At 63.7% G+C, this 26217-nt stretch carries 22 protein-coding genes; 9 read left to right on the top strand and 13 right to left on the bottom strand.

The features are described from left to right. Positions 1-7: 7 nt before the first annotated feature. The gene (locus tag XaFJ1_RS10565; protein ID WP_012916662.1) at positions 8-1390 is read right to left on the bottom strand and encodes an L-serine ammonia-lyase; all 1383 of its coding nucleotides are present in this window, start codon (positions 1388-1390) and stop codon (positions 8-10) included. Between the two features lie 88 nt (positions 1391-1478). Between XaFJ1_RS10565 and XaFJ1_RS10560 the strand changes: the two genes are divergently transcribed. Beyond that, complete coding sequence (locus XaFJ1_RS10560; protein ID WP_045756937.1) at positions 1479-1709, top strand: glutaredoxin family protein; 231 nt, start codon at positions 1479-1481, stop codon at positions 1707-1709. A 90-nt stretch (positions 1710-1799) separates the two neighbouring features. On the opposite strand, the gene XaFJ1_RS10555 is transcribed toward XaFJ1_RS10560, so the two are convergent. Genes XaFJ1_RS10555 through XaFJ1_RS10545 form a run of 3 tightly spaced genes read right to left on the bottom strand, consistent with a single transcriptional unit; the run spans position 1800 to position 3606 of the window. Continuing rightward, on the bottom strand, positions 1800-2366 hold the full coding sequence (locus XaFJ1_RS10555) for a YceI family protein (protein ID WP_012916660.1): 567 nt from the start codon (positions 2364-2366) through the stop codon (positions 1800-1802). Between the two features lie 11 nt (positions 2367-2377). After that, positions 2378-2947, bottom strand: a complete 570-nt coding sequence (locus XaFJ1_RS10550) for a cytochrome b (RefSeq protein WP_012916659.1) — start codon at positions 2945-2947, stop codon at positions 2378-2380. Next, entirely contained in the window at positions 2944-3606 is a 663-nt protein-coding gene (locus XaFJ1_RS10545; RefSeq protein WP_012916658.1) for a YceI family protein, read from the bottom strand. The genes XaFJ1_RS10550 and XaFJ1_RS10545 overlap by 4 nt, the downstream gene beginning before the upstream one ends. Positions 3607-3879: 273 nt before the next feature. Between XaFJ1_RS10545 and XaFJ1_RS10540 the strand changes: the two genes are divergently transcribed. Beyond that, positions 3880-7383 carry a sensor histidine kinase gene (locus XaFJ1_RS10540; RefSeq protein WP_425509555.1) on the top strand — a complete coding sequence of 1168 codons (3504 nt, stop codon included), beginning with the start codon at positions 3880-3882 and terminating at the stop codon, positions 7381-7383. A 98-nt stretch (positions 7384-7481) separates the two neighbouring features. Here XaFJ1_RS10540 and mdtD read toward each other — a convergent pair whose 3' ends face one another. From mdtD to XaFJ1_RS10520, 4 genes are all read right to left on the bottom strand, one after another. Continuing rightward, positions 7482-8918 carry a multidrug transporter subunit MdtD gene (mdtD, locus tag XaFJ1_RS10535; protein ID WP_012916656.1) on the bottom strand — a complete coding sequence of 479 codons (1437 nt, stop codon included), beginning with the start codon at positions 8916-8918 and terminating at the stop codon, positions 7482-7484. Positions 8919-9218: 300 nt separating this feature from the next. Then, the gene (locus tag XaFJ1_RS10530) at positions 9219-10412 is read right to left on the bottom strand and encodes a serine hydrolase domain-containing protein (protein ID WP_012916655.1); all 1194 of its coding nucleotides are present in this window, start codon (positions 10410-10412) and stop codon (positions 9219-9221) included. An 88-nt stretch (positions 10413-10500) separates the two neighbouring features. Further along, entirely contained in the window at positions 10501-11565 is a 1065-nt protein-coding gene (gene hemE, locus XaFJ1_RS10525; RefSeq protein ID WP_012916654.1) for a uroporphyrinogen decarboxylase, read from the bottom strand. Positions 11566-11576: 11 nt separating this feature from the next. Then, positions 11577-11831, bottom strand: coding sequence for a WGR domain-containing protein (locus XaFJ1_RS10520; protein ID WP_012916653.1), 255 nt, complete (start codon positions 11829-11831; stop codon positions 11577-11579). Positions 11832-12208: 377 nt separating this feature from the next. Here XaFJ1_RS10520 and XaFJ1_RS16385 point away from each other — a divergent pair, with 377 nt between their 5' ends. From XaFJ1_RS16385 to XaFJ1_RS10505, 4 genes are read left to right on the top strand one after another with little or no spacing between them, the layout of a single operon-like run. Then, positions 12209-12334 (top strand): hypothetical protein, encoded by a 126-nt coding sequence (locus tag XaFJ1_RS16385; RefSeq protein WP_268988874.1) that lies wholly within the window; start codon positions 12209-12211, stop codon positions 12332-12334. Continuing rightward, the gene (locus XaFJ1_RS10515) at positions 12327-13511 is read left to right on the top strand and encodes an efflux RND transporter periplasmic adaptor subunit (RefSeq protein ID WP_230596793.1); all 1185 of its coding nucleotides are present in this window, start codon (positions 12327-12329) and stop codon (positions 13509-13511) included. Before XaFJ1_RS16385 ends, XaFJ1_RS10515 begins: the two co-directional genes overlap by 8 nt. Beyond that, positions 13508-16708 (top strand): efflux RND transporter permease subunit, encoded by a 3201-nt coding sequence (locus tag XaFJ1_RS10510; protein WP_012916651.1) that lies wholly within the window; start codon positions 13508-13510, stop codon positions 16706-16708. Before XaFJ1_RS10515 ends, XaFJ1_RS10510 begins: the two co-directional genes overlap by 4 nt. Further along, positions 16708-18159 (top strand): efflux transporter outer membrane subunit, encoded by a 1452-nt coding sequence (locus XaFJ1_RS10505; RefSeq protein WP_012916650.1) that lies wholly within the window; start codon positions 16708-16710, stop codon positions 18157-18159. Before XaFJ1_RS10510 ends, XaFJ1_RS10505 begins: the two co-directional genes overlap by 1 nt. 97 nt (positions 18160-18256) lie before the next feature. Here XaFJ1_RS10505 and aroB read toward each other — a convergent pair whose 3' ends face one another. Further along, a complete protein-coding gene (gene aroB / locus XaFJ1_RS10500; protein WP_012916649.1) occupies positions 18257-19366 on the bottom strand; it encodes a 3-dehydroquinate synthase in 1110 nt (369 codons plus the stop codon). Then, positions 19363-19905 (bottom strand): shikimate kinase, encoded by a 543-nt coding sequence (locus XaFJ1_RS10495; RefSeq protein WP_012916648.1) that lies wholly within the window; start codon positions 19903-19905, stop codon positions 19363-19365. The genes aroB and XaFJ1_RS10495 overlap by 4 nt, the downstream gene beginning before the upstream one ends. 121 nt (positions 19906-20026) lie before the next feature. Between XaFJ1_RS10495 and pdxH the strand changes: the two genes are divergently transcribed. After that, a complete protein-coding gene (gene pdxH / locus XaFJ1_RS10490) occupies positions 20027-20626 on the top strand; it encodes a pyridoxamine 5'-phosphate oxidase (RefSeq protein ID WP_012916647.1) in 600 nt (199 codons plus the stop codon). Between the two features lie 207 nt (positions 20627-20833). Here pdxH and proC read toward each other — a convergent pair whose 3' ends face one another. The 3 genes from proC to XaFJ1_RS10475 all read right to left on the bottom strand — a co-directional run bounded on the left by proC (position 20834) and on the right by XaFJ1_RS10475 (position 23785). Further along, positions 20834-21676 carry a pyrroline-5-carboxylate reductase gene (proC, locus tag XaFJ1_RS10485; RefSeq protein WP_012916646.1) on the bottom strand — a complete coding sequence of 281 codons (843 nt, stop codon included), beginning with the start codon at positions 21674-21676 and terminating at the stop codon, positions 20834-20836. 149 nt (positions 21677-21825) lie between these two features. Beyond that, on the bottom strand, positions 21826-22866 hold the full coding sequence (locus XaFJ1_RS10480) for a hypothetical protein (RefSeq protein ID WP_230598079.1): 1041 nt from the start codon (positions 22864-22866) through the stop codon (positions 21826-21828). A gap of 265 nt (positions 22867-23131) precedes the next feature. Then, the gene (locus tag XaFJ1_RS10475) at positions 23132-23785 is read right to left on the bottom strand and encodes a YggS family pyridoxal phosphate-dependent enzyme (protein WP_045756936.1); all 654 of its coding nucleotides are present in this window, start codon (positions 23783-23785) and stop codon (positions 23132-23134) included. A 123-nt stretch (positions 23786-23908) separates the two neighbouring features. On the opposite strand from XaFJ1_RS10475, the gene XaFJ1_RS10470 reads away from it, so the two are divergent. Beyond that, on the top strand, positions 23909-24946 hold the full coding sequence (locus XaFJ1_RS10470; protein WP_012916643.1) for a type IV pilus twitching motility protein PilT: 1038 nt from the start codon (positions 23909-23911) through the stop codon (positions 24944-24946). 124 nt (positions 24947-25070) lie between these two features. Continuing rightward, on the top strand, positions 25071-26201 hold the full coding sequence (locus XaFJ1_RS10465; RefSeq protein ID WP_012916642.1) for a PilT/PilU family type 4a pilus ATPase: 1131 nt from the start codon (positions 25071-25073) through the stop codon (positions 26199-26201). Positions 26202-26217: the final 16 nt, after the last annotated feature.

Genomic DNA, 26217 nt, shown 5'->3' with positions numbered 1-26217 from the left:
CATCGGCTCAGCACTCAATGACGTTGACCGCGAGCCCGCCGCGGCTGGTTTCCTTGTACTTGTCCTGCATGTCGCGGCCGGTGTCGCGCATGGTCCGGATCACTTTATCCAGCGAAACCTTGTGCTTGCCGTCACCGCGCATGGCCATCCGGCTGGCATTGATCGCTTTCACCGCGCCCATCGCGTTGCGTTCGATGCATGGGATCTGCACCAGCCCGCCGATCGGATCGCAGGTCAGGCCGAGGTTGTGTTCCATGCCGATCTCGGCGGCGTTCTCGATTTGACCGGGATTGCCGCCGAGTGCGGCGACCAGGCCGCCCGCGGCCATCGAGCAGGCCACACCGACCTCGCCCTGGCAGCCTACTTCGGCGCCGGAGATTGAGGCGTTTTCCTTGTACAGGATCCCGATCGCTGCCGCGGTGAGCAGGAAGTCGAATACGTGTTGTTCGTCGCTGCCTGGGCAGAACCGGTCGAAGTAGTGCAGGACCGCCGGGATGATTCCGGCCGCGCCATTGGTCGGTGCGGTGACGACGCGGCTACCTGCGGCATTTTCCTCGTTCACCGCCAGCGCATAGAGATTGACCCAATCCAGTGTGGTCAAGGGATCGCGCATCGCCGCTTCCGGTTTGGAGGACAGCTCGCGATACAGTATGGGTGCGCGTCGCATGACCTGCAGGCCACCGGGCAGTGCGCCCTCTTCGCTGATGCCGCGTGCCACGCATGCTTGCATCGCGTTCCAAATTTGGCGCAAACCCGAGCGGATCTGTTCTTCGCTGCGCCAGCATTTTTCGTTTTCGAACATCAGTGCGGCGATACTCAGGCCGCTGCGTGCGGCCTGAGCTAGCAATTCGTCGCCGCTTTTGAACGGGTAGGGCAGTGGCGTCTGGTCGGCGACGATGCGGTCGTCGGCGGCATCGTCCTGATTGACCACAAAGCCGCCGCCGATCGAGTAATAGTCGCGGGTGGCGACTATCTCGTCGTTGGCAGCATAGGCGGTAAAACGCATGCCGTTGCTGTGATGGGGCAGCTTCTGGCGTTTGTTGACAGCTAGGTCGCGCTTTTCGTCGAAGGCGATGCTGTGCTGGCCGAGCAGTTGGATGCGCTTGCTGCTGCGGATGCGTTCCAGTGTGCTGGGAATGATGTCCGGGTCGATCAGTTCTGGACGCTGGCCTTCCAGGCCGAGCAGCAAGGCCTTGTCGGTGCCGTGGCCGCGTCCGGTCAGCGCGAGTGAGCCGAACACCTCGACGCGCACGCGCACCACGTTCTGCAGCGTCCCCTGATCCAGCAGCCAGCGATGCACGAAGCGCTCGGCGGCGCGCATCGGTCCGACGGTATGGGAAGAACTCGGCCCGATGCCGATCTTGAACAGGTCGAAGATGCTGACAGCCATGTGTGCCGGTGAGGGGGGGGCCAAAAGGACGGTTATTCTATGCCCCCGTGTGTCGTATTGGTTCGCTAATTCGTATCCAATCCAACGTATGTCTCTGATCCTCTACCAGCGCGACGATTGCCACCTGTGCGACCAAGCGTTGCGGGTTCTGGCACAGGCCCGTACAGCCGAGCCCGACAGTGTGTTCATCGACGGCGATGTGGCGCTGGAGGCCCGCTATGGCATGCGTGTGCCGGTGTTACGTGCCGCCGATGGTCGCGAGTTGGATTGGCCGTTCGATGCGAATGGTGTGCGGTGTTGGCTGAGCGGACTGGACTGAACATCACGGTCGAGCCACCCGTGTAAAAAAGCGGCGGACCCGACGAGGAAATCCGCCGCTCAGCGGCCGTGCGTCACGGCTTGTGGCGAATCACTTCGCCTTGAACACCACTTTGGCGCTAATCGCGGTTTCGTTGGGGATGGTTTTGGTATCGGCCCAGTCGCCGGCCCCCACGCCGAAATCTAGACGCTTGACCGTGGCCTTGCCAGTCAGCACCGGCTGCGCGCCGGCACTCCAAGTGAAGGTAAGGGTTACCGGTTTGGACACGCCGCGCAACTCCAGCATACCATCGGCCGCGTATGTGTTGCTGCCGAGCCCGCGGAATTTGTCTGCTCGGTAGTGCGCGGTGGCGAACCTGGCCACTTCGAAGAAGTCTGCGCTCTTCAGCGTGGAATCGCGGTCGACGTTGCCGCTCTTGGTGCCGGCCAACGGGATCGTCACCTCAAGTTTAGCGCTGGCCAGATTGGCAGGGTCGAAGCTGAGCTTGGTGTCGAAGCCAGGAAACTGCCCGGTGAAAACTTCGCCATCGTACTTGCTGGCGAAGACCAGGGTCGAGCCGGGTGCTTGCACGTAATCGGCGGCGAACCCGGGGGCGGCAACGAACATGGCCACCAGGTTGGCGGCGACAGCGGCTGGGGAAGCGAAACGAAACGACATGGGACAACTCCTCAGAATCTGGACGAGGACAGCCAACCGCGCGGGAGCATCCGCGTCAGGGTGGCATCGCGTTGAAACAGGTGGTGGTACAACGCGGCGCTAGCATGCACCAGGACCACCGCGATCAAGGCCCAGAAGCCCCATTCGTGCACGCCGTGCGACATTGCGTTCAACTGTGCGTCCGGCGCGCTGAGCTTGGGCACATCGATCAGCCCAAACCAGCGGAACGGGCGCAGACCGCTACTTGAATCGTACAGCCAACCGGACAGCGGTATCGCGAAGATCATCAGATACAGCAGCGCGTGTGTGGCGCTGGCGATGCGGGCCTGCCAGCCGGGGGTTCCCGCTATCGGCGCGGGTGTGCCGGCGTACACGCGCCAGCCCAGCCTGAAGACGACCAGTGCCAGCACGGTCAGGCCCAGCGACTTGTGCGCGGTATACACCCAGAAGTATCTGGGGGTCCTCGGCAACTCGCCCATGGTCAGGCCGACCACCCCCAGCAGCAAGATCAGCACAGCGATCAGCCAGTGCAGAGTCTGGCTGACACTGCCCCAGCGGTCTTTGGTGTTCTTTGCGGTCATGGCGTGCGGTCCTGTTCGGCTGGGCTGGTCGCTTTGTCGGACGACGGTGCCGTGGCTGGTGTCGGCGTAGTGTCGGTGTCGGCGCGGCCTTCGCGGGTCGCTTCGGCCTCGATGTGCAATTCGACCGTCGCACCGATCACCGATGGCCAGGAACTGATGCCGAAGTCGGCACGTTTCAAGGTAGTGGTGGCCGAGAAGCCGACAGTGCGACGGAACGGCGGCAGCGGGTGCCGCTTGATCGCGTTCATGGTCACGTCCAGTGTCACCTCGCGGGTGACGCCGTGGAGGGTCAGCTGTCCGATCACCTTGGCGTGGCGGGCATCCACCGGTTCGATTCGGGTGGAGACGAACAGCGCTTCGGGATAGCGTTTGCCGTCGAGCAGATTGTGCGCGAGTGCGGCGCGGTTCCAGGTGTCATCGCCCAGTTCCAGTCGCTGCAAGGGCACCCGTGCTTGCAGGCGTGCGTTGCGCCAGTCGTCCGGATCGAACACCAGGGTGCCGGTGCTGCCGGACACCGTGCCCAAAGCCTTGGAGAAACCCGCGTGATCGATTGCGAACAGTAACCGCGTATGCACCGGGTCCAGCGCGTATTGCGCCGGGGCGGCCAGAACCGTGCCCGGCAAGGCCAGCAAAACGGCAACGAGGCCGTGTCTGAACATGAAAGCACCTGTGCTGTAAGGGTCGTCCGATTCTAGAGCCTGCGATGTGGTTTGAGGTGAGATGCGTTGCCGTGCGTGCCGCGCAGACGCGGTCTGTGGCGTATGACGCGGGGTCAGCACGGGCAGCCGATGGTTGCCATGGCGAGTGTTTATCGTCGACGATGATGACTGCGCAGCGGGGACCGACGCCAGCCGGGAGAGTGACACGCGATGTGGTCGAGATGGATCTTGGGATGGCTACTGTTGGCGTGGTCTGCGGTTGCAGGCGCGGCCGTGCCGCTGACGCCGCAACCGCGTCAGTTGACGGTGGCCGATGGCCTGCCGTCCAACACCATCAATGATCTTACCGAAGACAAACTCGGCTATTTGTGGATGGCGAGCAGCGATGGCCTGGCGCGGTTCGATGGGCATGGTTATCGCATCTGGCGGTTCGAGGACGGGCTGCGCGACAACAACATCTTCAGCGTTCATGCCGATGCGCAGAACCGGATCTGGTTCGGTACCGGCACTGCGGGCCTAGGCATGCTCTCGGCGGACCGACGCACGTTCCGCTACTACGACCACAGCATCTACTCGCAAATCGGCTCCAGCGCGGTGTTGGCCATCATTTCCACTTCCGACGGCAGTATCTGGTTCGGAACAAGCAATGCCGGCCTGTACAGGTTGCAACCAAATGGCCGCCTGACCCGCTTCATGCCCAAGCCTGGCGACGAGCGCAGTTTGCCATCGATCAATGTGAGCAGATTGGCGATGGCGCCCGATGGCACCCTTTGGATCGGTACCCGCAATGGTGCCGCGCGCTGGAACGGGCACGGTTTCGAACGCCTGTCCCTTTCTGGGGTTGATCACTATGTCCTTGGACTGAAGCCCGAACACGACGGCGTTTTCTGGGTGGGTAATCAAGCTGGAGTGCGCCTGTTTCGTGCCGACGGCACGGCAATTACACCTTACTGGCGTAACCTGCCGAGCCGGAGCGTGATGGCGATGCTGGCCCACGATCGCAGTGGTAATCGCTGGTTCGACACCATGCAGGGCCTGGGTCTGGAGAGCGAGACGGGCCTGATCCGTAACGTGCCTCTATACAGCAACTCCGCGCACGGGTTGGTCAAGCCGAACTTCGTGTTGGGGTTCGAGGATCGCGAGGGCGATCTATGGTTTGCCACTGCCAATGCTGGGCTGTGGTATCTGCCGGCCAAGTGGCGGCAGTTCTCGGTGTTGTCTTACCGGGTGGATGATCCGGAATCGATGTACAACCCCTACGTGGTGGCTACTGCGGCTTCGCGGGATGGCGAGGTCTGGTTGGCAGGTACCCGTGGCGTACTCGACAAGCTCGACCCGGCCACGGGTGCGGTTCGCCACCACATGCTGGCGATGTTCGGAATCGATTGGCCGCAAGCCATCGTCGAAGATACACAGGGACGCGTGTGGGGTGCAGGTCCCAAGGGTTTGCTGCGCTACGATCCTGTCAGTGGCGAAGTCATGCGCTGGGGCATGAACGACGGGGTCGATGCATTGACCCTGAATAACACCAATTTTGCCACGATCAGCGGGGATGCACACCTGTGGTTGTTCAGTGATCTTGGCGGTGCACAGATCCGCGATCTCGATGGTCACGTACTGCGCAACATCGCGCTGGGCACCGACGGTTTGCCTGCGGAATTCGTTGCCAATGCACTCAAGCCTGGGCCGCAGGGCCAGCCCTGGTTGCTGGGCTCGTATGGCGTGCTGGCCTGGAACCCGGTGCGCGCGCGTTTCGAGCCGGTGCCGGGCGCGCCGCGGCGGCTATTGAGTGCTTTCGCGATCAGTGACGGCAATGTGGTCTGGTTGGCCGGTGTTGGTTGCCTGGAGCGTTATCTGTGGGACGGTACCCGACTGAGCCTGCTCGACCGCATTGACGATGGCCATGAGCTCCCAGGGCTTGCACCGAATGGCCTGGTGGTCGATGGCAAAGGTGTAGCCTGGTTGAGCAGCGTGCGTGGGTTGATTCGGGTCGATCCGGCAAGCAAGGCGATTCGCTCCTACGGCGTACACGATGGCTTGCCCAATCAGGAGTTTGCAGGACAGACGCTGACTCAGGCGCGTGGCGGGCAGATTCTCGGCGGCACCACGGATGGCGTGGTGTTATTCGAGCCGTCTCAGGTGATACCGTCGCGGCGGCAGCCACCGCTGGTGATCGAGCGGGTCAGCGTACGGCGTGGCGATGCCTTGATGGAGCTGTCGCACGCCGGTATGGTCGTTCTGCGGGAAGGCGATCGAGATCTGAACGTGGTCGCGCGGCTGCTGTCGTTTTACGACACCGAGTCCAATACCTACCGCTTCCGTCTGAGCGGCTACGACACGGACTGGATCGATGTCGGTGCCAATGGCGAACGGTTGTTCTCGCGCTTGCCATCGGGCTATTACACCTTGGAGGTGCAGGCGCGTACCGCCGATAAGGTGTGGTCGAGAGTGGTCGCCATGCGCTTTCACGTGTTGCCGCCGTGGTGGCGCAGCACGTGGGGGCTGGTCGGGTGGGCATTGCTGGCGTTGTTGATTGTGTGGCGGTTGTCCTATCTTTACCGTCGGCGTTTGCGTCGGCGCAACTCATGGCAACTGGCGCTGCACAAACAGGAGGTGGCTGAGCAGGCCTCGCTGGCCAAGACCCGCTTCCTGGCCACGCTGGGACATGAGGTGCGCACGCCAATGACCGGCGTGCTGGGGATGAGTGAACTGCTGCTGGCCACGCCGCTGGATCCAAAACAACGCGGCTACACCGAATCGATCCGTGGCGCCGGTACGCATTTGCTGCGCCTGGTCAACGATGCGCTGGATCTGGCGCGCATCGAGGCCGGGCGTCTGGAGCTGGATCAGCAGCCATTCGATCTGGGGCAACTGATCGCTGAACTGGCGGCGATGATGGAGCCGATGGCGCAGGGGCACGGCCTGACGTTCGTATTGGACAATGCGATGCCGGAGCAGGTCACCGCCACCGGCGATGCCACGCGGGTGCGGCAGATCCTGTTGAACTTGCTCAACAATGCGATCAAGTTCACCGAGCGCGGCAGCGTGCAGTTGCGGGTGGCGCCGTTGCAGGAGTTTCAAGGTGTGCGCTTCGAGGTTGTCGACACCGGCCCTGGCATCAACGCCGAACAACAGGCGCGGTTGTTCCAGCGTTTCGAACAGGCCGATGGTCCGCGCACCGCCGCGCGTTACGGCGGCAGCGGTTTGGGGCTGGCGATCTGTCAGGAATTGGCGGTGGCGATGGGAGGACGCATCGACCTGCAGAGCCGGCTTGGTGCTGGCACTCGCTTTGTCGTCGATCTGCCGCTGCCGTGGGTGCCGTCGTCGCTACCGCGTCCCACCTCTGGCGTGCGTGAGGTCACGTCCGTATTGGCACCGCAACGGGTGCTACTGGTCGAGGACGACCCGACCGTCGCCGAGGTGGTCAGTGGTCTGCTCGCCGCTCGTGGTCATCGGGTGATCCACGCCGCGCATGCCCTGGCGGCGCTGACCGAGGTCGCGGCCAATGTCTTCGACGTCGCCTTGCTCGACCTCGATCTGCCTGGCATGGATGGCCTGGCGTTGGCGCGGCAGCTGCGCGCCTTCGGTCACACGATGCCGCTGATCGCGGTGACTGCCCGCGCTGATGCCGACGCTGAACCCCAGGCGCGTGCGGCCGGTTTCGATGGTTTTCTGCGCAAGCCGGTGACGGGAGACATGCTGGCTGAAGCGCTGGAAACGCCAGCACGTTCAATGCGCAATTCGGAACTGGCGAACAGCCATGTCGATGGCGCATAAGCGTCGTGCTCAGCTGGGCGGGTTCCGTGCCTTGCGTTTTTGCAGCGTTGGATCACCTGTCCATACAAGCCGCAGTTTGCTGCAACTCCTGATCGCGTTTACTCGGCCACCGCCACGTCCTCGACTTGCCTCGCATGCGATGGCGTATCCGGCAACTGCCAGAAAATCAAGGTGGAGGTCAGCGTCATGGCGCCGACGCAAACGAAGGTCGCATGCAAGGCGGTGACGGCACCGTGGCTGTCGCCGAAATAGTCGCCGAAGGCCGTCAGCAGACTGCCAGAGGCCGCAGCGCCGAAGCCAGTGGTCAGCATCATCACCATCGACAAAAGACTGTTGCCGGCGCTGGCTTGTTCGCGTTCCAGATCGCGCAGTGTCACCGTGTTCATCACGGTGAACTGCAACGCATTGACTGCGCCGAACATGGTGAGTTGCAGAAGCTGCCAGCCCAAGGCATTGCCCGGATCCAGTAGCACGAAGCTGGCCATCGCGGTGCCGACCAGCACTGTATTGGTCATCAGCACACGTCGGTAGCCAAAGCGCTCGACCAGCTTCACCGCTGCGCGCTTGGATACCATCCCGGCCAGTGCCACCGGCGTCATCATCAGGCCAGCGTACATCGGACTGATGTCCAGGCCGACCTGCAGCAGCAACGGGATCAGCAATGGCATGCTGCCGCTGCCCATGCGCGAGAACAAATTGCCGAGGATGCCGATGCGGAAGCTGACCACCTTGAACAGATGTAGCGGGAACAACGGGGCTGGCGTGTTGGCTGCATGCAGCCAGTAGCCGATGAGCGCCGCTAGTCCGGCGACTGCCAGCAGCATCACAAATGCGTGGCGCAGGCCCAGCTCGGAGATGCCGTCCAGTGCCAGCGACAATGCGATCATGCCGAAGGCCAGCATGGCGTAGCCGATCAGGTCGAAGTGGGTGCGCTGCTCGCCATAGAGGTCGGGCATGATCTTCAGTGCGGCGGCGAAGCCGGCCACGCCGATCGGCAGATTGATCAGAAACACCCAGTGCCACGAGGCAATCTGCACCAGCCAGCCGCCCAGTGCCGGTCCGACCAGCGGTCCGATCAGCGACGGGATGGCGATGAAGCTCATCGCGCTGAGAAACTTCGCGCGCGATACCGAACGCATCACTGTCAGTCGTCCGACAGGCAGCAACATCGCCCCGCCGACGCCCTGCAGCACCCGCGCGGCGACCAGATAGTGCAGGCGCGGTGCCGCCGCGCACAGCAGCGAGCCCAGGGTGAACAACACGATCGCCACCAGGAAGACCCGGCGGGTGCCATAACGGTCGGCGATCCAGCCGGAGGCGGGGATGAACATTGCCACGGCCAGTGCATAACTGAACACCACCGACTGCATCTGCAGCGGACTCTGCGCCAGGCTGCGTGCCATTGCCGGCAGCGCGGTGTTGACGATGGTCGCATCCAGCATCTGCATGAAGATCGCCAGCGATACCAACCATAGCAGCGGTCGGAAATTCTGCTGAGCGGAGATGGTCAGCGGATCGGGTGATGGTGCAGACATCGACCTGCATGCTGTGGCTGGAAGGACAATGATGGCGCAGTTCGGGTCGCCATGGTGTCGTGTTGGCATAGACGGCAGCCATCTGCGTCCTGCGTTTTCAGCCCGCCGCGCGAGGCGCTTGCCCGCATGCGATGCAATGGAGGTGGTCGATGGTGACGTGCGATGCGCAGCGTCGCCGTCGCGCTGAGCTTGGCAATGCAGCGAGGCTTGTCGCCGACGGTTCATGGCCGGGGCTAGTAACGCGGAATTGCGTCATTTTCAGGGCGTTGCACCGCCGCGTTAGTCGGCCGGGGGGCCGGGTTATCGCGGTTGGTCGAGCGTGGCATAGACCGCATCGCGAAGCGCGGTGACGAAATGGCCGCACATGCCTTCGTGAATGGTGTTGCTGAAGGCGACCACGCTCAGCCGGCGGTCCCGATCCACGAACCAACTGTGTCCATAGGCACTGCACCAGCGCCAGGTGCCGACCGATTCCGGTGTCGCGGCGAGTTGCCGGTCGCGTAGCACCATATAACCCAGGCCATAGCCGAAACCCGGCGCACTGGACATCTTCCATCCCCCGCTGTGATCGCGCTCCATGTCCGCGATCAGTGCGCTGGGCAATAGCGTGCCACCGTCCTGGCGCAAGGTTTCGAGCAACTGCAGGAAGTCCATCGCGCTTCCGGCCATGCCAGCTCCGCCCGAAAGAAACATCCGTGCATCGAAGATCCGGCCTGGGCTGAAGGTCAGGCGGAGTTTGCCCTCGAAGGCCGGCACGACTTCGCCCTCGGTCAGCAGGTGCGGCTGCGGCGTGTCGTTGACATAGACTTTTTCCATGCGCTGTGGATCACCCACGACGAAGCCGGTGTCGTCCATGGCCAGCGGACCAGTGACCAGTTGCCGCACGCTTTCGTCCAGCGGCGCGCCGTACACGCGCTCGATCAACGCACCCAGGACATCGGTTGCCAGCGAATAGCCCCAGGCCGTGCCCGGTTCGTACAGCAGTGGGGCGCTGGCGATGCGGCGCAGGTTCTCCTCCAGGCTGATGGTCTGCAAGTCCATGCCATCGGATACCCCGGCTCGCGTGTATGGGCCATCGGCATCGGTTTCGAGGAAGCGATAGCCCAGCCCGGCGGTGTGGCTGAGCAATTGCCTGGCGCTGATCCGGGCGATACGGCCATCGGCCAGATGCGGCTGGAACTTGGGTAGCCAGGGGACGATATCCGCGTCCAGGTCCAGCTTGCCTTGTGCCGCCAGCACCAAGGCAGCGGCCGAGACGATGAGCTTGCTCACCGATCCCAGTCGGCACAGCGTGTTCAGGGTCATCGGTTGCTGGCGTTCGCGGTCCGCCCAGCCGGCGGCCTGCTGGTGGATCAAGGCGCCGTTGTGGACGACCAGCACGCGGACACCGACCAAGCGCCGTTGTTCCAGCGCCTCCTGGACGACGGCGTCGATGCCGGGCGACAGGAGGGTGCCGACCGGGGAAGCATCTCGTGCAAATGGCAGGGCGGTCATCTGCAATCCAATCGCAGGGGACGATGTCTCCGATTCTAGTTACTGTTGTCGGTACGGCAAACGCAGGGCCGCGCGGCGATCCGGCGCATCAGCCGCGCCGACTGTGCCGCTGCACCGCCGCGATCAGCGCGCCGACGTGCTCAGGCTGCATGTCCGGCGATAGCCCATGGCCGAGGTTGAACACATGGCCGTCCGGCGAACCGTTGCCCTCGGCGTAGCTGTGCAGCACGCGCTGCACCTGGCGCTCGATTGCCTCGGGCGCGCCATACAGCACCGCTGGATCCAGGTTGCCTTGCAGGGCGACGCGGCCACCGGTGCGGCGCGCCGCATCGGCCAGATCGATGGTCCAGTCCACGCCCACGCCTTCGGCGCCTGAAGCAGCCAGTTCCTCCAGGTATGGCGCGTTGCCCTTGCCGAACAGGATCAGCGGGGTGCGCTCGGCGCCGTCGCCGCGGGCCAGCTCGCCGGCGATGCGCTGCAGGTAGGGCAGCGAGAATTCGCGGTACATCGCCGGGCTGAGCACGCCGCCCCAGGTGTCGAAGACCTGTAGCGCCTGCGCGCCGGCCGCGCGCTGCGCCGCCAGATAGGCGATCACCGCGTCGGTATTGACCGACAACAGCTTGTGCAAGGCGGTCGGATCGTTCAACGCCATCGCCTTGATCCGTGCGTAGTTGTCGCTGCCGCCGCCTTCGACCATGTAGCAGGCCAGCGTCCACGGACTGCCGGAAAACCCGATCAGCGGCACGCTGCCGTCCAGTTCGCGGCGGATCACCCGTACTGCATCCATGACGTAGCGCAGTTCGGTTTCCATATCCGGCACGCCGAGCTGGGCGATGGCCGCAGCATCGCGCACCGGATGGCGGAATTTGGGGCCTTCGCCTTCGACGAAGTACAACTCCAGGCCCATCGCATCGGGAATGGTGAGGATGTCGGAGAACAGGATCGCCGCGTCCAGGGGGAAACGCGCCAGTGGCTGTAGGGTGACCTCGCAGGCCAGTTCCGGGGTTTTGGCCATCGCCAGGAAGCTACCGGCGCGGGCGCGCGTGGCGCGGTACTCGGGGAGGTAGCGCCCGGCTTGGCGCATCAGCCACACGGGGGTCTGGTCCACGGGCTCGCGGCGCAGCGCGCGCAGCAGGCGGTCGTTCTTGAGCATGGGGGGATTCCTCAGTGCGGCGCGTCGGCGCCACGGGTGGAAATGACCTGGAAGCCGCGCTTGAGTTGTGCATCGCGGGCTTTCTCGAAGGCGGCATGGGCGTCGTGCTGATGCAGGTATTGCGCGCGCTTGAGTTGCGCGCGCCCGCCGATCTGGCCGCTTTCGCGCAATAACTCCCAGCCGCCGAACAGGTCCGGTTGCAGGGTTAGCTGGATGTAGCGCGGCGGCTGGTTGCCGTCGGAGTTTTGTCGCAGGAAGACATGCATGCATGGATTGTAGCCGTTGCCCGTGCGCGTGGCTCATTGGGGTATGTTGAGCGTTCGCTCAACGTCGCTCGTGCGTCTTGGCTGGCGCATAACTTGAGACAACACGGCAGAAGGCGATCACGGCGATGCGATGCGGCACGATGGCCGGATGTTGGCGAAAACCCGATTTTAGGCCTTGGCATGCCACCCGATGCTCGCGGCAGACGGGCCAGCAGGCGTTCGCCGAGGTGTCGTGCCCGGTCGTCTTGCCTTCGTCGTCGTTGTGACGTCGCCGGGATTGGCATTGCCGCCCCGTTCGCACACAATGCCGGAACCTATGCTGTCACGCATCGCCATTCACTACCATTGCGGACCCGGCCAGCATGCAAGCCAGAGTAATGCATCTTTATCCCGAGCAAAACGGCGATCTCAGTGCGGGACTTAGCGCCTTGAATCGCGCCGCCAACGACGATGCCGGTGTGGCGATGCACGCCAAGGCTCGGGGAGACAGCGTGCGTGCCTAAAATACGTGCCGATCGCGGTGTGGGGCGGGGCGGGATCGTTGCGGGGCTGATGGCGTTGTGCCTGCTGGTGATCGTCGGCCTTTGGTACTGGGTCGTGCATCGCCGCCAGCCGACGCCGGCTCCTGCGCCATTGCGCGTGGAGACGATGACGGTCGCACCGCATAGGGTGCCTGACATCATCGAAACCTCGGGTACGATCATCTCGCCGCACACCGTCGCCGTCCGGCCGCAGACCGATGGTGTCCTGCAATCGGTGCTGATCCATGATGGCGAGCAAGTCCACAAGGGACAACTGCTCTTTACGATTGACCCCCGGCCGTTGCGCGCGGCACTTGCCCAGGCGCGCGCCACCCTTGCGCGCGATCAAGCGCTCGCCGCCGATGCCGCTGATACGGAAGCGCGTTACAGCAAGCTTTCCAAGACTGGAGCGGTCGATCCGAAGACCTACGTCACCGCAGCCGACACGTTGCGGTCCTTGCGTGCAACCGTCGCTTCCGATCAGGCCCAGGTTGAGCAGACCCAGCTATTGCTGGCCTATACCCAGATTCGCGCTCCCATCGACGGGCGGGCGGGCGCCATCGCGGTCAAGCCGGGCAATCTCGTGTCCAATGGCGCGACGACTGCCTTGGTCACCATCAATGTGAACGCGCCGATCGAGGCGAGCTTCGCGCTTGCGCACGTGCAAGTTGATGCCGTGCGCGCGGCACGCGCAGGGCGCGATGGCATCGGATTGCCTGTCCAGGCGTTGGATTCGGTGAGTGGCAAACTGCTCGACCGTGGTCAGTTGTATTTTCTCGATAATGCATTCGACACCAGTAGCGGGACGCTGGCACTCCGAGCGCGTTTCGCCAATGCCGGCGGGACGCTCTGGCCAGGCCAGTTCGTCACCGTTCGGGTGATCCTTGCGGAAGATCCGCAGGTCCTGTCCGTTCCCGAGGGCGCGTTGCAGCAGGGGCAACACGGTGCGTATGTCTACTGCGTGGTCAACGGGCGTGCGGTCTCGCGTCCGCTGAGCGTGGCCCGGTTGATCGATGGACAGGCGGTGATCGCTAAGGGCTTGCGCACGGGCGATACCGTCATCCTGACCGTGCCGAACGAACTGCGCGATGGCACCGCCGTGCAATCGAGCAACCAACGCACCAGGCAGGATGCGGTGGCGACGGGACGGCATGCGTGAATCTATCGGCCGTCTTCATCCGTCGCGCGGTGATGACATCGGTCGTGATGATCGCGCTCGTGCTGGCAGGTGGCATGGCGTTCTTTGCACTGCCGGTGAGCGAACTGCCCGATGTCAGTTTTCCCACGATCACCGTCAACATGTCGCTTCCGGGTGCCAATCCGGAGACGATGGCAGCGGCCGTGGCGACACCGCTGGAACGTCAGTTCAGTGGCCTCCAGGGGCTGGATACGATGAGTTCGACGAGCAGCGTCGGTGCCACGCGGATCGTCCTGCAATTTTCGTTGAGCCGGAATGTCGATGCGGCGGCGCAGGATGTGCAGAATGCGGTCTCGCAGGCGGCCGGGCTGCTGCCGCGTGAAATCAATCCGGCGCAGATCCAGAAGGAGGATCCCAGCGCCGCGCCGATCATGCATCTGATCCTGCGCTCGAAGACAATCGCGCTGCCACTGCTCAACCAATTCGCCAAGGACCGTGTCGCGTTGCGCTTGGCCTCGGTACCGGGCGCCGGTCAAATCGACGTCAACGGCGCGCAGAAGTATGCCGTGCGTCTGTTCGTCAATCCGCACCTGCTCGCCGCGCGGCATCTGGGATTCGACCAGATCGTCTCCGCCGTGCAGGCGGGCAACAGCAACGCGCCGGCAGGGACGCTGATGGGCCGTGCCCGTTCCTACACCGTCAAGGCCGATGGGCAGCTCAAGACGGCGGCCGATTTCGACAAACTGGTATTGACCTACGCGGACGGTGCGCCGTTGCGTTTCCAGGATGTCGGACATGCCGAAGACAGTGTCGAAAATCTGCAGACCGCGGCGTCTCTCAACGGCCAGCGTGCGATCGAAATCAACATCCATCGCCAGCCGGGCGCCAATACGTTGTCGGTGACGAAAGGCATCCAGGCGGCGCTGCCCGGAATCCGCGCGCAACTGCCCAGTGATGCCGAACTCGACGTGCTCTACGACCGTGGCGATTACATCGGTGCGTCGGTGGAGGACGTGGAATGGACGCTGATCGGATCGCTGGTGCTGGTGATCATCGTGATCCTGCTCTTTCTCAGGAGCTGGATCGCGACGCTGATCGTCGCCCTGGCGCTGCCGACGTCGTTGATCGGCACCTTTGCGGTGATGCGCCTGTTGCACTATAGCCTCGACAACATTTCGATGCTGGCGCTGACGCTTTCGGTCGGCTTCGTCGTCGACGATGCGATTGTCGTGATCGAGAATATCGTCCGCCATGCCGAACAGGGTGCCAGCCGGATAGAGGCGGCGATGAAGGCCTCGAAGGAAATCGGTTTCACGGTGTTGTCGATGACGCTTTCGTTGTCGGCGGTGTTTTTGCCGATCGTGTTCATGGGTGGCTTGGTCGGACGGCTGTTCTCCGAGTTCGGCATGGTGATCGCGATCGCGGTCATCCTTTCGGGGATCATCTCGCTGACGCTCACGCCGATGTTGGCCAGTCGCTGGCTCGATCCGAAGAAGAGTTCGGGCTGGGTGTTCGAACGCTTCGACCGGCTGGTCGAGGCATCCGAGCGGGGTTACGCACGCTCCCTCGAGTGGGCGACGTGCCATATCGGCTTGATGTTCGCGATCGGCATCGCGACGTTGTTGGGGACGGCAGGCGTCTACGCCATCGTCGATAAGGGCTTCATTCCCCAGGTCGATTCGGGAAAGATCGATGGCGAGACCCGCGTGCCCGAAGGCACTGCCTTCGCCGATTTCGTTGCCAAGCAGAACGCGGTGGTCAAGATCATTCAAGCCGACCCGAACGTCGCCAATGTCGAATCGGTGATCGGTTCGAACGGCACGCTCAACAACAGCGGACGCTTGCTGATCGGGCTCAAGCCGCTCTCCGAACGCAAGGGCACGGCGGACGATGTGATCCAGGCGGTCCGCACGCAGGTGGCCAAGATCGAGGGTATCACGCTCAATATGCGTAATCCGCCCGCCATCGACATGGGGCCGACGGCGTCGAACGGATCCTTGCAATACGTGTTGCAGTCCACCGACCAGAAGGCGTTGTACGCCCAGTCGGACGTGATCCTGCAACGCATCCAACGTCTTCACGAGGTCCAGGATCCGAAAAGCGACCTGCAGATCAAAAATCCCGAAATCGATGTCATCCTGCATCGCGAGCAGGCCGCGTCGCTGGGCGTCACCGCTGCCGGTGTGCAGGACACCCTGCAGAGCGCCTACGGCGGACGCAAGATCAGTACCATTTATGGCGACACCGACCAGTACGAGGTGCTGCTGCAGGTCGCGCCATCGGCACAGGCCGATCTCAACGCGCTGGATGCCCTGTCGTTCAATGGCAACCAGAACCCGGGCATCACGGCGATCGGCACGCAGACTTCCAACAGCAGTTCGGGCACCAGCGCGGTGTTGACCGCGGCAGGCGGCCCGATGGTGCCGCTTCGCGCGGTGGCGGACGTGCGCATGGGCGTCGGTCCCGTGGCGATCAACCACTACGCTGGCTTGCCGGCGGTGACGCTCTCGATGAATCTGGCGCCCGGTGTCGCGTTGGGCGATGCCGCTGCCGCAATCGGCAGCCTGATGGCGCAGACGCTCGGCAAGGGCGATGCACGCGCCATCAGTGGCCAGTTCGCCGGCTCGGCGCAGGCGTTCGAAAATTCGTTGAAGACGCTGCCGATGCTGCTGCTCATCACCGTGCTGCTCATCTACGGCGTGCTTGCGATTCTTTACGAGGATGCATTGCACCCGATCACGATCCTGACATCGCTGCCGCTCGCCGGATTCGGCGCCATTTTCATGTTGGTACTTTTCAGGCAGGAATTGAATCTTTTCAGCTTCGTCGGTCTCATCCTGCTAGTCGGCCTAGTCAAGAAGAACGGCATTATGATGGTGGATTACGCGCTGGAATTGGAGCGTTCTGGCGAAGAACAATGGAAAAGCCCACGTGCGGCGATGATCGAAGCGGCGAAGGTGCGGTTCCGTCCGATCATGATGACGACTCTCGCGGCAGTCCTTGGGTCGTTGCCGATCGCGCTGGGCTTCGGTGCGGGCGCGGAAGCGCGCCGCCCGCTCGGCATCGCGGTCGTGGGCGGCTTGCTTTTTTCGCAGGCGTTGACGCTCTATCTGACCCCGGCGTTCCATATCGCGATGGCGGAATGGATGCTGCGCCGCCGCGCGCGTCGCGGGGGGACCACGCCGCCGCATTCTCCATCGATGGCAGCGTCGGTCTGATGCGTCATGTCGCCCTCATTGCGGTATGCCTGCTGTCGGCCTGTAGCCTGGCGCCTGACTATGTACGTCCTGCACCGCCGATACCGCCGTCGTGGCCGGCAGGCGATGCCTACCTGGCGCGGAACGAAGCGGCGCTGCCTTCGCTCACGTATCGGCAGATGTTTCGCGATCCCCGGCTGCAGCGTCTGATTGCGCAAGCCTTGGACAATAACCGGGATTTGCGGATTGCGATTGCCAACATCGCCCAGGCGCGTGCGCAATACCGCATCCAGCGCGCCGAACTGTTGCCTGAGGTAAGTGGGACAGCGAACGGCGTGCGTTCTTATCGAGGCAAAGGTGCTGCAGCGGCGCCGGCGACGGCAAACGCGTCGGACGTAACGGCGGCGGTCGCGCCATCGCAAGGCGATACCCGCGAATACAGCCTCGGTGTCGGCATCACCGCGTTCGAGATCGATCTGTTCGGACGGGTCCGTTCGTTGACCACTGCCGCGCAACAGCGTTACCTGGAACAAGAGGCTGCCGCGCGCGCCACGCGCCTGACGCTGGTCGGTGACATCGCCACGGCGTGGCTGACCTACGCCAGCGACAGGAGCCTGATGAAAATTGCGCAGGAAACTGTGCAAAGCGCGAGCATGAGCGTTGCGCTGACCCGGCAGCGGTTCGAGGGCGGAATCGCGCCGCATTCGGATCTTTATCAGGCCAACCAGGTGCTGCATACGGCGCAATCGGACCTGGCCGAGCAGACCACCGCGATGGCCCAGGACGTCAATGCGCTGCGTCTGCTGGTGGGCGGCCCGGTCGATCCCGAACTTTTGCCGGGCTCGATCCAGGAAGCGACGCCGACCATCGGCGAACTTCCGGCTGGACTGGATTCGAGCATTCTGCTGCGCCGGCCTGATGTGGTGGAGGCGGAGTACGCATTGCGCGCGGTCAATGCCCAGATCGGCGCCGCTCGCGCAGCGTTGTTCCCCCGCATCACCCTGACCGGCATGCTGGGGTTGAGCAGTACGGCACTGTCGGACCTGTTCACGCACGCTGCATTCAACAGGACGGTGGGGGCCAGCGCGAGCGCTGCCATTTTCGATGCCGGTGCGGCGCGCGCCAATGTGAAATACACCCAGGCACAGCGCGATGCCGCATTGGCAACATACGAAAAGACCCTTCAAACCGCCTTCAGCGAAGTGTCCGATGCGCTGGCCAGACGCGGCACCATTGATGCGCAGTTGCTTGCGCAACAAAATCTCGTGGCCGATTCCGCCAGCAACTATCAATTCAGCGATCAGCGCTATCGCGGCGGTGTCGAGCCGTTCCTGTCCAATCTCGATGCGCAGCGCAGTTACTATTCGGCACAGCGCGGCTTGGTCGCGACGGAGCTGATCAAGGCGACCAATTTGGTGACGCTGTATCGAACCCTGGGCGGCGATGCGACGCTGGAGACCGTCCAGAACTGAGTCGCCCAGGCGTTTGTCTGCTGGGCAATACGCGCCGCTGCATTGCGCCAGACACCGAGGCAGATGCCAATGCGTGAGTGTCGTGGGGTGTTGCCGCTCAGCCAGTGGACAGCACCGCCAGCACCTCGGCTTCGTCCACGTCGGGGACGATTTCGGCGTGGCCGATGCCACGCCACAGCACCAGGCGCAGGCGGCCAGCCAGGTTCTTCTTGTCCAGGCGCATGCGTGCCAGCAAGGCCTGCGGCGCCAGTCCGCTTGGCAGTGCAGTGGGCAGGCCGAAATCGACAAGCTGTGCGCGCAGCCGCGCGGCGTCCTGCGCCGAGGCCAGTCCCAGCCGTGCCGATAGCTCGGCGGCCAGCACCATGCCCACCGCGATCGCTTCGCCGTGGTTGAGATTGCTGTTGTCCGGTGCGCCGTAGCCCTGCTCGGTCTCGATGGCGTGGCCGAAGGTGTGGCCGAGGTTGAGCAGGGCGCGCTCGCCTTTTTCCAGCGGATCGCGGGCGACGATGTCGGCCTTGTGTTCGCAACTGCGCGCGATCGCCTGGGCCAGTGCGGCAGGTTCTGCCGCCAGCAGCGCGTGGCGTTCGGCGTGCAGCCATTCGAAGAACAACGGGTCGCCGATGGCGCCGTACTTGATCACCTCGGCCAATCCGGCGCGCAATTCCCGTGGCGGCAGGGTGCGCAGTGTGGTGGTGTCGGCCAGGACGGCGCGCGGCGGATGGAATGCGCCGACGAGGTTCTTGCCTTGCGGGATGTCCACCGCGGTCTTGCCGCCGACTGAGGAATCGACCATCGCCAGCAGCGTGGTCGGCAACTGCACGCAGTCCACTCCACGCATCCAGCACGCGGCGGCGAAGCCGGCCAGGTCGCCGACCACACCACCGCCCAGGGCCAGCACGCAGGCGTCGCGGGTGGCGCCGAGTTCGGCCAGGGCGGCGATCGCCCCACTGAAACTGTCCAGGGTCTTGGATGCCTCGCCGGCGGCGATCACGAACGCACCGATCTGCAGCTCCGGGCGCGCGGCCAGCAATGCCTCACGGACCTGCTGCGCATACAGCGGCGCGACGTGGCTGTCGCTGAGCAGTAGCACATGGTGGCCACGTACGTGTGCGGCCAGGCAGGTGCCGTTGTCGAGCAGTCCCGGCCCGATGCGGATGGTGTAGGCCGGGTCGCCAGCGACCTCGACCGTGCGCGATGCGGCGGTCATGCAGTGTGTTCCGGAAGTTTCCACGACGCGATCAGGCGCACGACCAGTTGTGCGGTGGCCTCGGCGGGAGTGAGGTGGTCGGTGTCCATGATCAGATCGGCGACCTCGCGGTACAGCGGCTCGCGCACCGCTTGCAGGTCGCGCAGCACCTGCTCGCGGTCGCCGTCTTGCAACAGGGGGCGGTTGCGGTCGCGTTGCAGGCGCTGCACCTGCTCGCCGACGCCGACACGCAGGTACACCACGAAGCCGTGTTCGCGCATCTCGCGGCGGCTGTCGGCGTTGAGTACGGATCCGCCGCCGGTAGAAATGAGGTGGCCGGGCGTGTCCAACACGCTTTGTAGGAAGGCGCGCTCGTGTTCGCGGAAGCCGGCTTCGCCGTTTTGCTCGAACAGCGCAGGGATGCTGGCGCCGGTGCGTTCGACGATGGCTTGGTCGCTGTCGACGAAGATCAGACCGAAGCGCTCGGCCAGGCGGCGGCCGATGACACTCTTGCCGGCGCCCATCGGGCCGACCAGCACCAAATTGGGGGCGGGATTCATCCGCCGATGCTAGCAGAGACCAGCCTCGCCCCGCGCGTTGCCGCATCGCTGCGGTGCGTGCGCGTGCGTCGGCCAGCGCTTGGGGCGACAATGTCGCTTCGTCCGCCGAGTGCTTGTCGCCATGCCCGATCTCTACCAGGAAGCCTTGTCCACCTTCGCCGACCTATTCGCCGAGGCGCGCAGCAGCGACGAGGCCGAATACAACGCCATGGTGGTGTCCTCGGCGACGCTGGAAGCACGTCCATCCTCGCGGGTGGTGCTGCTGAAGGCCTACGACGCGCGCGGTTTTGTGTTCTATAGCCACCTCGATAGCCAGAAGGGACGCGAGTTGCAGGCCAATCCGCAGGCATCGCTGTTGTTCCTGTGGCGACGCATGCGCGAAGACGGCGTGCAGGTGCGCATCGACGGCGAGGTACACCTTGTGGCTGCTGCCGAGGCCGATGCGTATTTCGCCTCGCGTCCGCGCATGAGCCAGATCGGTGCGTGGGCCTCGGCGCAATCGCATACGCTGCACTCGCGCGAAGAGTTCGAGGAGCGCGTGGCCAAGGCCGAGGCCAACTTCGAGGGCCGCGAGGTGCCGCGCCCGGAAGGTTGGGGCGGCTTTCGTGTGATTCCGCGCAGTTTCGAATTCTGGTACGGCGCCAAGTACCGTCTGCACGAGCGCTGGCGCTACGAGGCCGATCTCGCCGGTCACTGGAGTAAACGCATGCTGTTCCCGTGAGCGAACGTTCTCGGCCCATGCTGCGGTTGTGCAGCCGGCTTGCGTGTGTGCGTGTTCGCCGAGACCGGGCGCGTGGAGTAGTTCTGCATGTCGCCTGATGGAGCCTGGCATGGGGCCGGATTGGAATCGTTTGTCCGGCCGATGATGTCCCGAAACCCTGAAACTCTGCATGCGCTTGGCGAGCGGCGGCGCCGTGTCGGTTCCGGTTCAGTCGTTGGCGGCCGACAGGGCGCGACCGCGCGCGGCCGCTGCGGCGATCGCGGCGGCGGTCAGCGCCTCGAAGCCGCCGGCTTGAAAGGTCTCGATCGCAGCCTGGGTGGTGCCATTAGGCGAGGTCACCCGCTGCCGCAGTGTGTTCGGCGCTTCGCCGGACTCGGTGAGCATGCGCGCGGCGCCGAGCAGAGTCTGCTGGACCAGTGCGCGCGCGGTGTCGGTGGGCAAGCCTTGCGCGATGCCGGCGGCCTCCATCGCTTCGGCAAGCAGAAACACGTAGGCCGGGCCGCTGCCGGACACTGCGGTGACCGCGTCGATCAAGGCCTCGTCCTCGACCCACACGGTGACTCCGGCCGCGGCCAGGAGCTGCTCGGCGTGTGTGCGCTGGGGAGCGCTGGTGCGGGCATTGGCGAACAGACCGCTGACGCCGGCACCGAGTAGGGCGGGGGTGTTCGGCATCGCCCGGATCAGGGCGTGCCCGCCGCCCAGCCAGCGGTCGAGTTGGTCGGTGGTGATGCCGGCGGCGATCGACACCAACAGTGGCCGCTGCGCCAACGCCAGCGCGGCCAGTGCGGTGCAGACGCTGCGCAGCACCTGCGGTTTGACCGCGAAGATCCACACGCCTGCGCCGTCGACCGCGGCGGCGGCGGTGTCGACTGCCTGGACGGCGTAGTCCGCGACCAGCGCCTCGCGCAACGCGGCGACCGGTTCGGCGACACGGATGCGCTGCGGATCGACGCCTTGGCGGATCAGCCCGGCGATCAGGCTGCGCGCCATGTTGCCGCCGCCGACGAAGGCAATGTCGGCCGTGCGTGAGGTTTGGGTAGCGGAAGACATCGCACAGTACCGTGGTCGCGAGAAGGAACACCATGGTAGCGGCTGTGCCGTGCGGCGATTGCGTGGTCAGTGCGGCCTTATCTGTCTGCTGTGCTGCTGTGCTGCTGTGTAATGCGCCGGCGACGGTTTGCCGCGCCGGCGCGGAAGGGTCAGTTCGCCTCGGTGAACGTGATCGAGGGCATCTTGCCGCCGGAGGCGTAGCAATCGCCCAGATACAGGCTGTTGGTCTCGGCGGTGGTGCCGCCCGCGGCGCAGGTCGGGGCGGCGGTGTCGCCATTGAGCACGGCCACCTTCACCGTGATCGACGAACCCCGGTTGAAATTCGCTCGCGATGAATTCGAATTGCCGAACACGTTGAATTCCGAATCCGTCCATACCGTGGCGATCTCGAGCGCGTTGTCACTGGCGCTGACGCTGTGGGCAGTGCTGCCGTTGGTGAGGGTCACGGTATCCATGCCGTTGGCGGTCGCCGAGCCGGTCAGCTTGAGGTTGGCCAGTTGGGTGGCTGGTACGTTGGGTAAAATGAGGGCATCGCTGTTGCGATAGCAACTGACATCGCCGTCGCTGATCCAGCCACTGGGGCAGTCGGAGCCGTAGTTTTGCAGCCAGTACTGCATGAATAGTGCGCTCTGCTCCTGGGAACCGCCGTTGTTGTAGATGAACTGTTGCCACACTGTGCAGTCTGATCGGTCTGCGCATGCGCTGGTGGTGGCATCGAAGTTTGAATTGATCTGCAACGCGTATTCGTTGGGGCCGAGGCCCTGGCCGCTGCCGTTGCCGCCGATGCCGCGTTCGGAGGTGACGCCGCTGACCTTGGGGAAGCTGCCGACGGTCTGGCTGATGAGCGTATCGGAGCTGAGCACGTAGTCGTCGCTGTCGCCGACGGCTTGGATGGCGTGCATGCGGGTGTTGCGCGGGTGCGGATTGGAGTACCCGTGAGGAGGTCGGGTTGTGCAGGTATCGGCTTGCCAAGTGGTGCTGGGGTAGTTGGCGTGGAAGCAGCCTTTTGCCGGCGTGGGCTGATGTGCCATGGTGTCGCGCCAGTCCGCGTGCGCCCGGACTTCGTCGGGTGTCATCTGTGCCTCGTCAGCCTCCCTTGTCGATGTCGCTGCGGGTGCGGCGATCGCGGCGGACAGATGCAGCAGGACGATCAAGCAGGAGCCAAACAACAATTTGATGGATGCTTCCATCTTTGGACCTCAGTTGTGGGGCCGAGCGCATTCGGCGAGATGGGTGGCGGAGGACCCGCCGCCAGTGCCGATCGAAACCGAACATCTCTGTCAATACTGTGATTTGTGTAGTGGATCCTGACTTCGCAAGCCATCTCTTGCCGCTGTCTTCGGGTCAGTCTTTGACTTCATCGATAAAGTTCAAATCTCTCAATGAATTTGTAAATGATTCTGTAATGCATTTTGAACATCACTGAATCGGGATTGCAGGGAGACAATTCAGTGGCTATGCACGCGGCGAGGCATCCCCGCGTGCACCGAACAGTGCGGTGCCGATACGGACCAGGGTTGCGCCCGCGGCGATCGCCTGGGCGAAGTCGCCGCTCATGCCCATCGACAGCGTGTCTACCCGCGGGTAGGCGTCACGCAGGTGTTCGAACAGCGTGCGCATGCGGATGAAGGCGGCTTCGCGGCGTTCTGCTTCGGGCCATGGCGCGGGAATGGCCATCAGCCCACGCAGGGCCAATGCCGGCTGCGCGGCGATGGCGATGGCCAGGGGCTCTATCTGATCGGGGTGACAGCCGTGTTTACTGGCCTCGTCGTCGATGTTGACCTGGATCAACACATTCAGCGGTCCCCGCGTGCTGGGCCGTCCCTTGGCCAGTGGGGCGATCAATTTGGGCCGGTCCACGCTCTGTACCCAGTCGAACAGGGTGGCCGCCAGTTCGGCTTTGTTCGATTGCAGGTGGCCGATCAGGTGCCACTCCAGGCCCGCCTCCGCCAACGCGGCGACCTTGTCCGCTGCCTCCTGCACGTAGTTCTCGCCGAACGCGCGTTGCCCTTGTGCGGCCAGCGCTGCGACCGCCGCCGCCGTCTGGGTCTTGGACACCGCGAGCAGCTGCGCCGGCGGACGCCCTGCGGCGTCGGCGGCGCGCTCCATATCAAGGCGGATTTGTTGCAGCGTGAGGTGGCTCAAGGCTGGCGATTCCTGTAAAGGGAAGGGCGCTATACTGCCGGTCGGGGAATCATCCTTCCAGTCGCAGCCCAAGGGGGAAAGCAGCGTATGGATATTGCGGAACTATTGGCGTTTTCGGTCAAGAACAAGGCGTCCGACCTGCACCTGTCCGCGGGTTTGCCGCCGATGATCCGGGTCGACGGCGACGTGCGCCGCATCAACATCCCGGCGCTGGACCACAAGCAAGTCCATGCGTTGGTCTACGACATCATGTCCGACCGGCAACGCCGCGATTACGAGGAATTCCTCGAGGTCGACTTTTCGTTCGAGATCCCCAGTCTGGCGCGCTTTCGCGTTAATGCGTTCAACCAGAACCGTGGTGCTGGCGCGGTGTTTCGTACCATTCCTTCGGAAGTGCTGACCCTGGAAGACCTGGGCTGCCCGCCGATCTTTCGCCAATTGATCGACCAGCCGCAGGGGCTGATCCTAGTGACCGGGCCGACCGGTTCGGGCAAGTCGACCACCCTGGCGGGCATGATCGATTACATCAACAAGAACGAATACGGCCACATCCTCACCGTCGAGGACCCGATCGAATTCGTGCACACCTCGCAGAAGTGCCTGATCAATCAGCGCGAGGTGCACCGCGATACTCTTGGGTTCAACGAAGCGCTGCGTTCGGCCTTGCGCGAAGATCCCGATATCATTCTAGTCGGCGAGTTGCGCGACCTGGAGACCATCCGTCTGGCGCTGACCGCCGCCGAAACCGGCCATCTGGTGTTCGGCACGTTGCATACCAGTTCAGCGGCCAAGACCATCGATCGCATCATCGACGTCTTTCCCGCTGGCGAAAAGCCGATGGTGCGTTCGATGCTGTCCGAATCGCTGCGTGCGGTGATTTCCCAGGCGCTGCTGAAGAAGGTCGGCGGCGGCCGCGCCGCCGCCTGGGAAATCATGGTCGGCACCCCGGCGATTCGTAACCTGATCCGCGAGGACAAGGTGGCGCAGATGTACTCGGCGATCCAGACTGGCCAGCAGAGCGGCATGCAGACCTTGGATCAGCATCTGCAAGACCTGGTCAAGCGTAGTCTGATCACCCGCAACCAAGCGCGCGAGTACGCCAAGGACAAGCGGATCTTCGAATGAGATCGAACCACAGAAGCGTTCACCCGGTCTAACGTAATTTGATATTCCATCAGATGGGCCGGACAGGATCGGGATCAGCCGCGTGTGCTGTTCGCGTCCTGAGTCCGAGTCCCGGAGCCACAGCATGAGTACCACCGACTTCACCTCGTTCCTGAAACTGATGGCGCACCAAAAAGCGTCGGATCTGTTCATCACCTCGGGCATGCCGCCGGCGATCAAGGTGCACGGCAAGATCAGCCCGATCACGCAGACGCCGCTGACCCCGCAGCAGAGCCGCGACATGGTGTTGAACGTGATGACGCCTGGGCAGCGCGAGGAGTTCGAGAAGACCCACGAGTGCAATTTCGCCATCGGCGTGTCCGGGGTTGGCCGCTTCCGCGTCAGTTGCTTCTACCAGCGTAACCAGGTCGGCATGGTGCTGCGCCGGATCGAAACGCGCATTCCCAGCGTGGACGAACTGAGCTTGCCGCCGGTGATTAAGACCCTGGCGATGACCAAGCGCGGCATCATCATCTTCGTTGGTGCGACCGGGGCCGGTAAATCGACCTCACTGGCGGCGATGATCGGTTATCGCAACCAGAACTCCACCGGACACATCATCACCATCGAAGATCCGATTGAGTTCGTGCACAAGCACGAGGGCTGCATCATCACCCAGCGCGAGGTCGGGATCGACACCGACAGCTGGGAAAACGCATTGAAAAATACCCTGCGTCAGGCGCCGGACGTGATCATGATCGGCGAGGTGCGCACCCGCGAGGGCATGGACCACGCCATTTCCTTCGCCGAAACCGGCCACCTGGTGCTGTGTACTTTGCATGCCAACAACGCCAACCAGGCGATGGATCGCGTCATCAACTTCTTCCCTGAAGACCGTCGCAGTCAATTGTTGATGGAACTATCGCTGAACCTGCGGGGCGTGGTCGCCCAGCAATTGATCCCGACTCCGGATGGCAAGAGCCGTCGGGTGGCGATGGAAATCATGCTCGGGACTCCGTTGATCCAGGATTACATCCGCGAAGGCGAGATCCACAAGCTCAAGGACGTGATGAAGGAGTCCATCAATCTGGGCATGCGAACCTTCGATCAGAGCTTGTTCGAGTTGTATCAGGCTGGCGAGATCAGCTACGAGGACGCGCTGCGTCACGCCGATTCGCAGAACGAAGTGCGCTTGCGCATCAAGTTGGCCCAGGGCGGCGACGCCAGAACCCTGGCGCAGGGCTTGGACGGGGTCGAGATCGCCGAAGTGCGCTGAGCCTGGTCGCAGCTTG

The organism is Xanthomonas albilineans, from assembly GCF_009931595.1.
GTDB lineage: Bacteria > Pseudomonadota > Gammaproteobacteria > Xanthomonadales > Xanthomonadaceae > Xanthomonas_A > Xanthomonas_A albilineans.
Note: the sequence above shows the minus strand (reverse complement) of the source record. Positions and strands in the feature narration are given on the sequence as shown.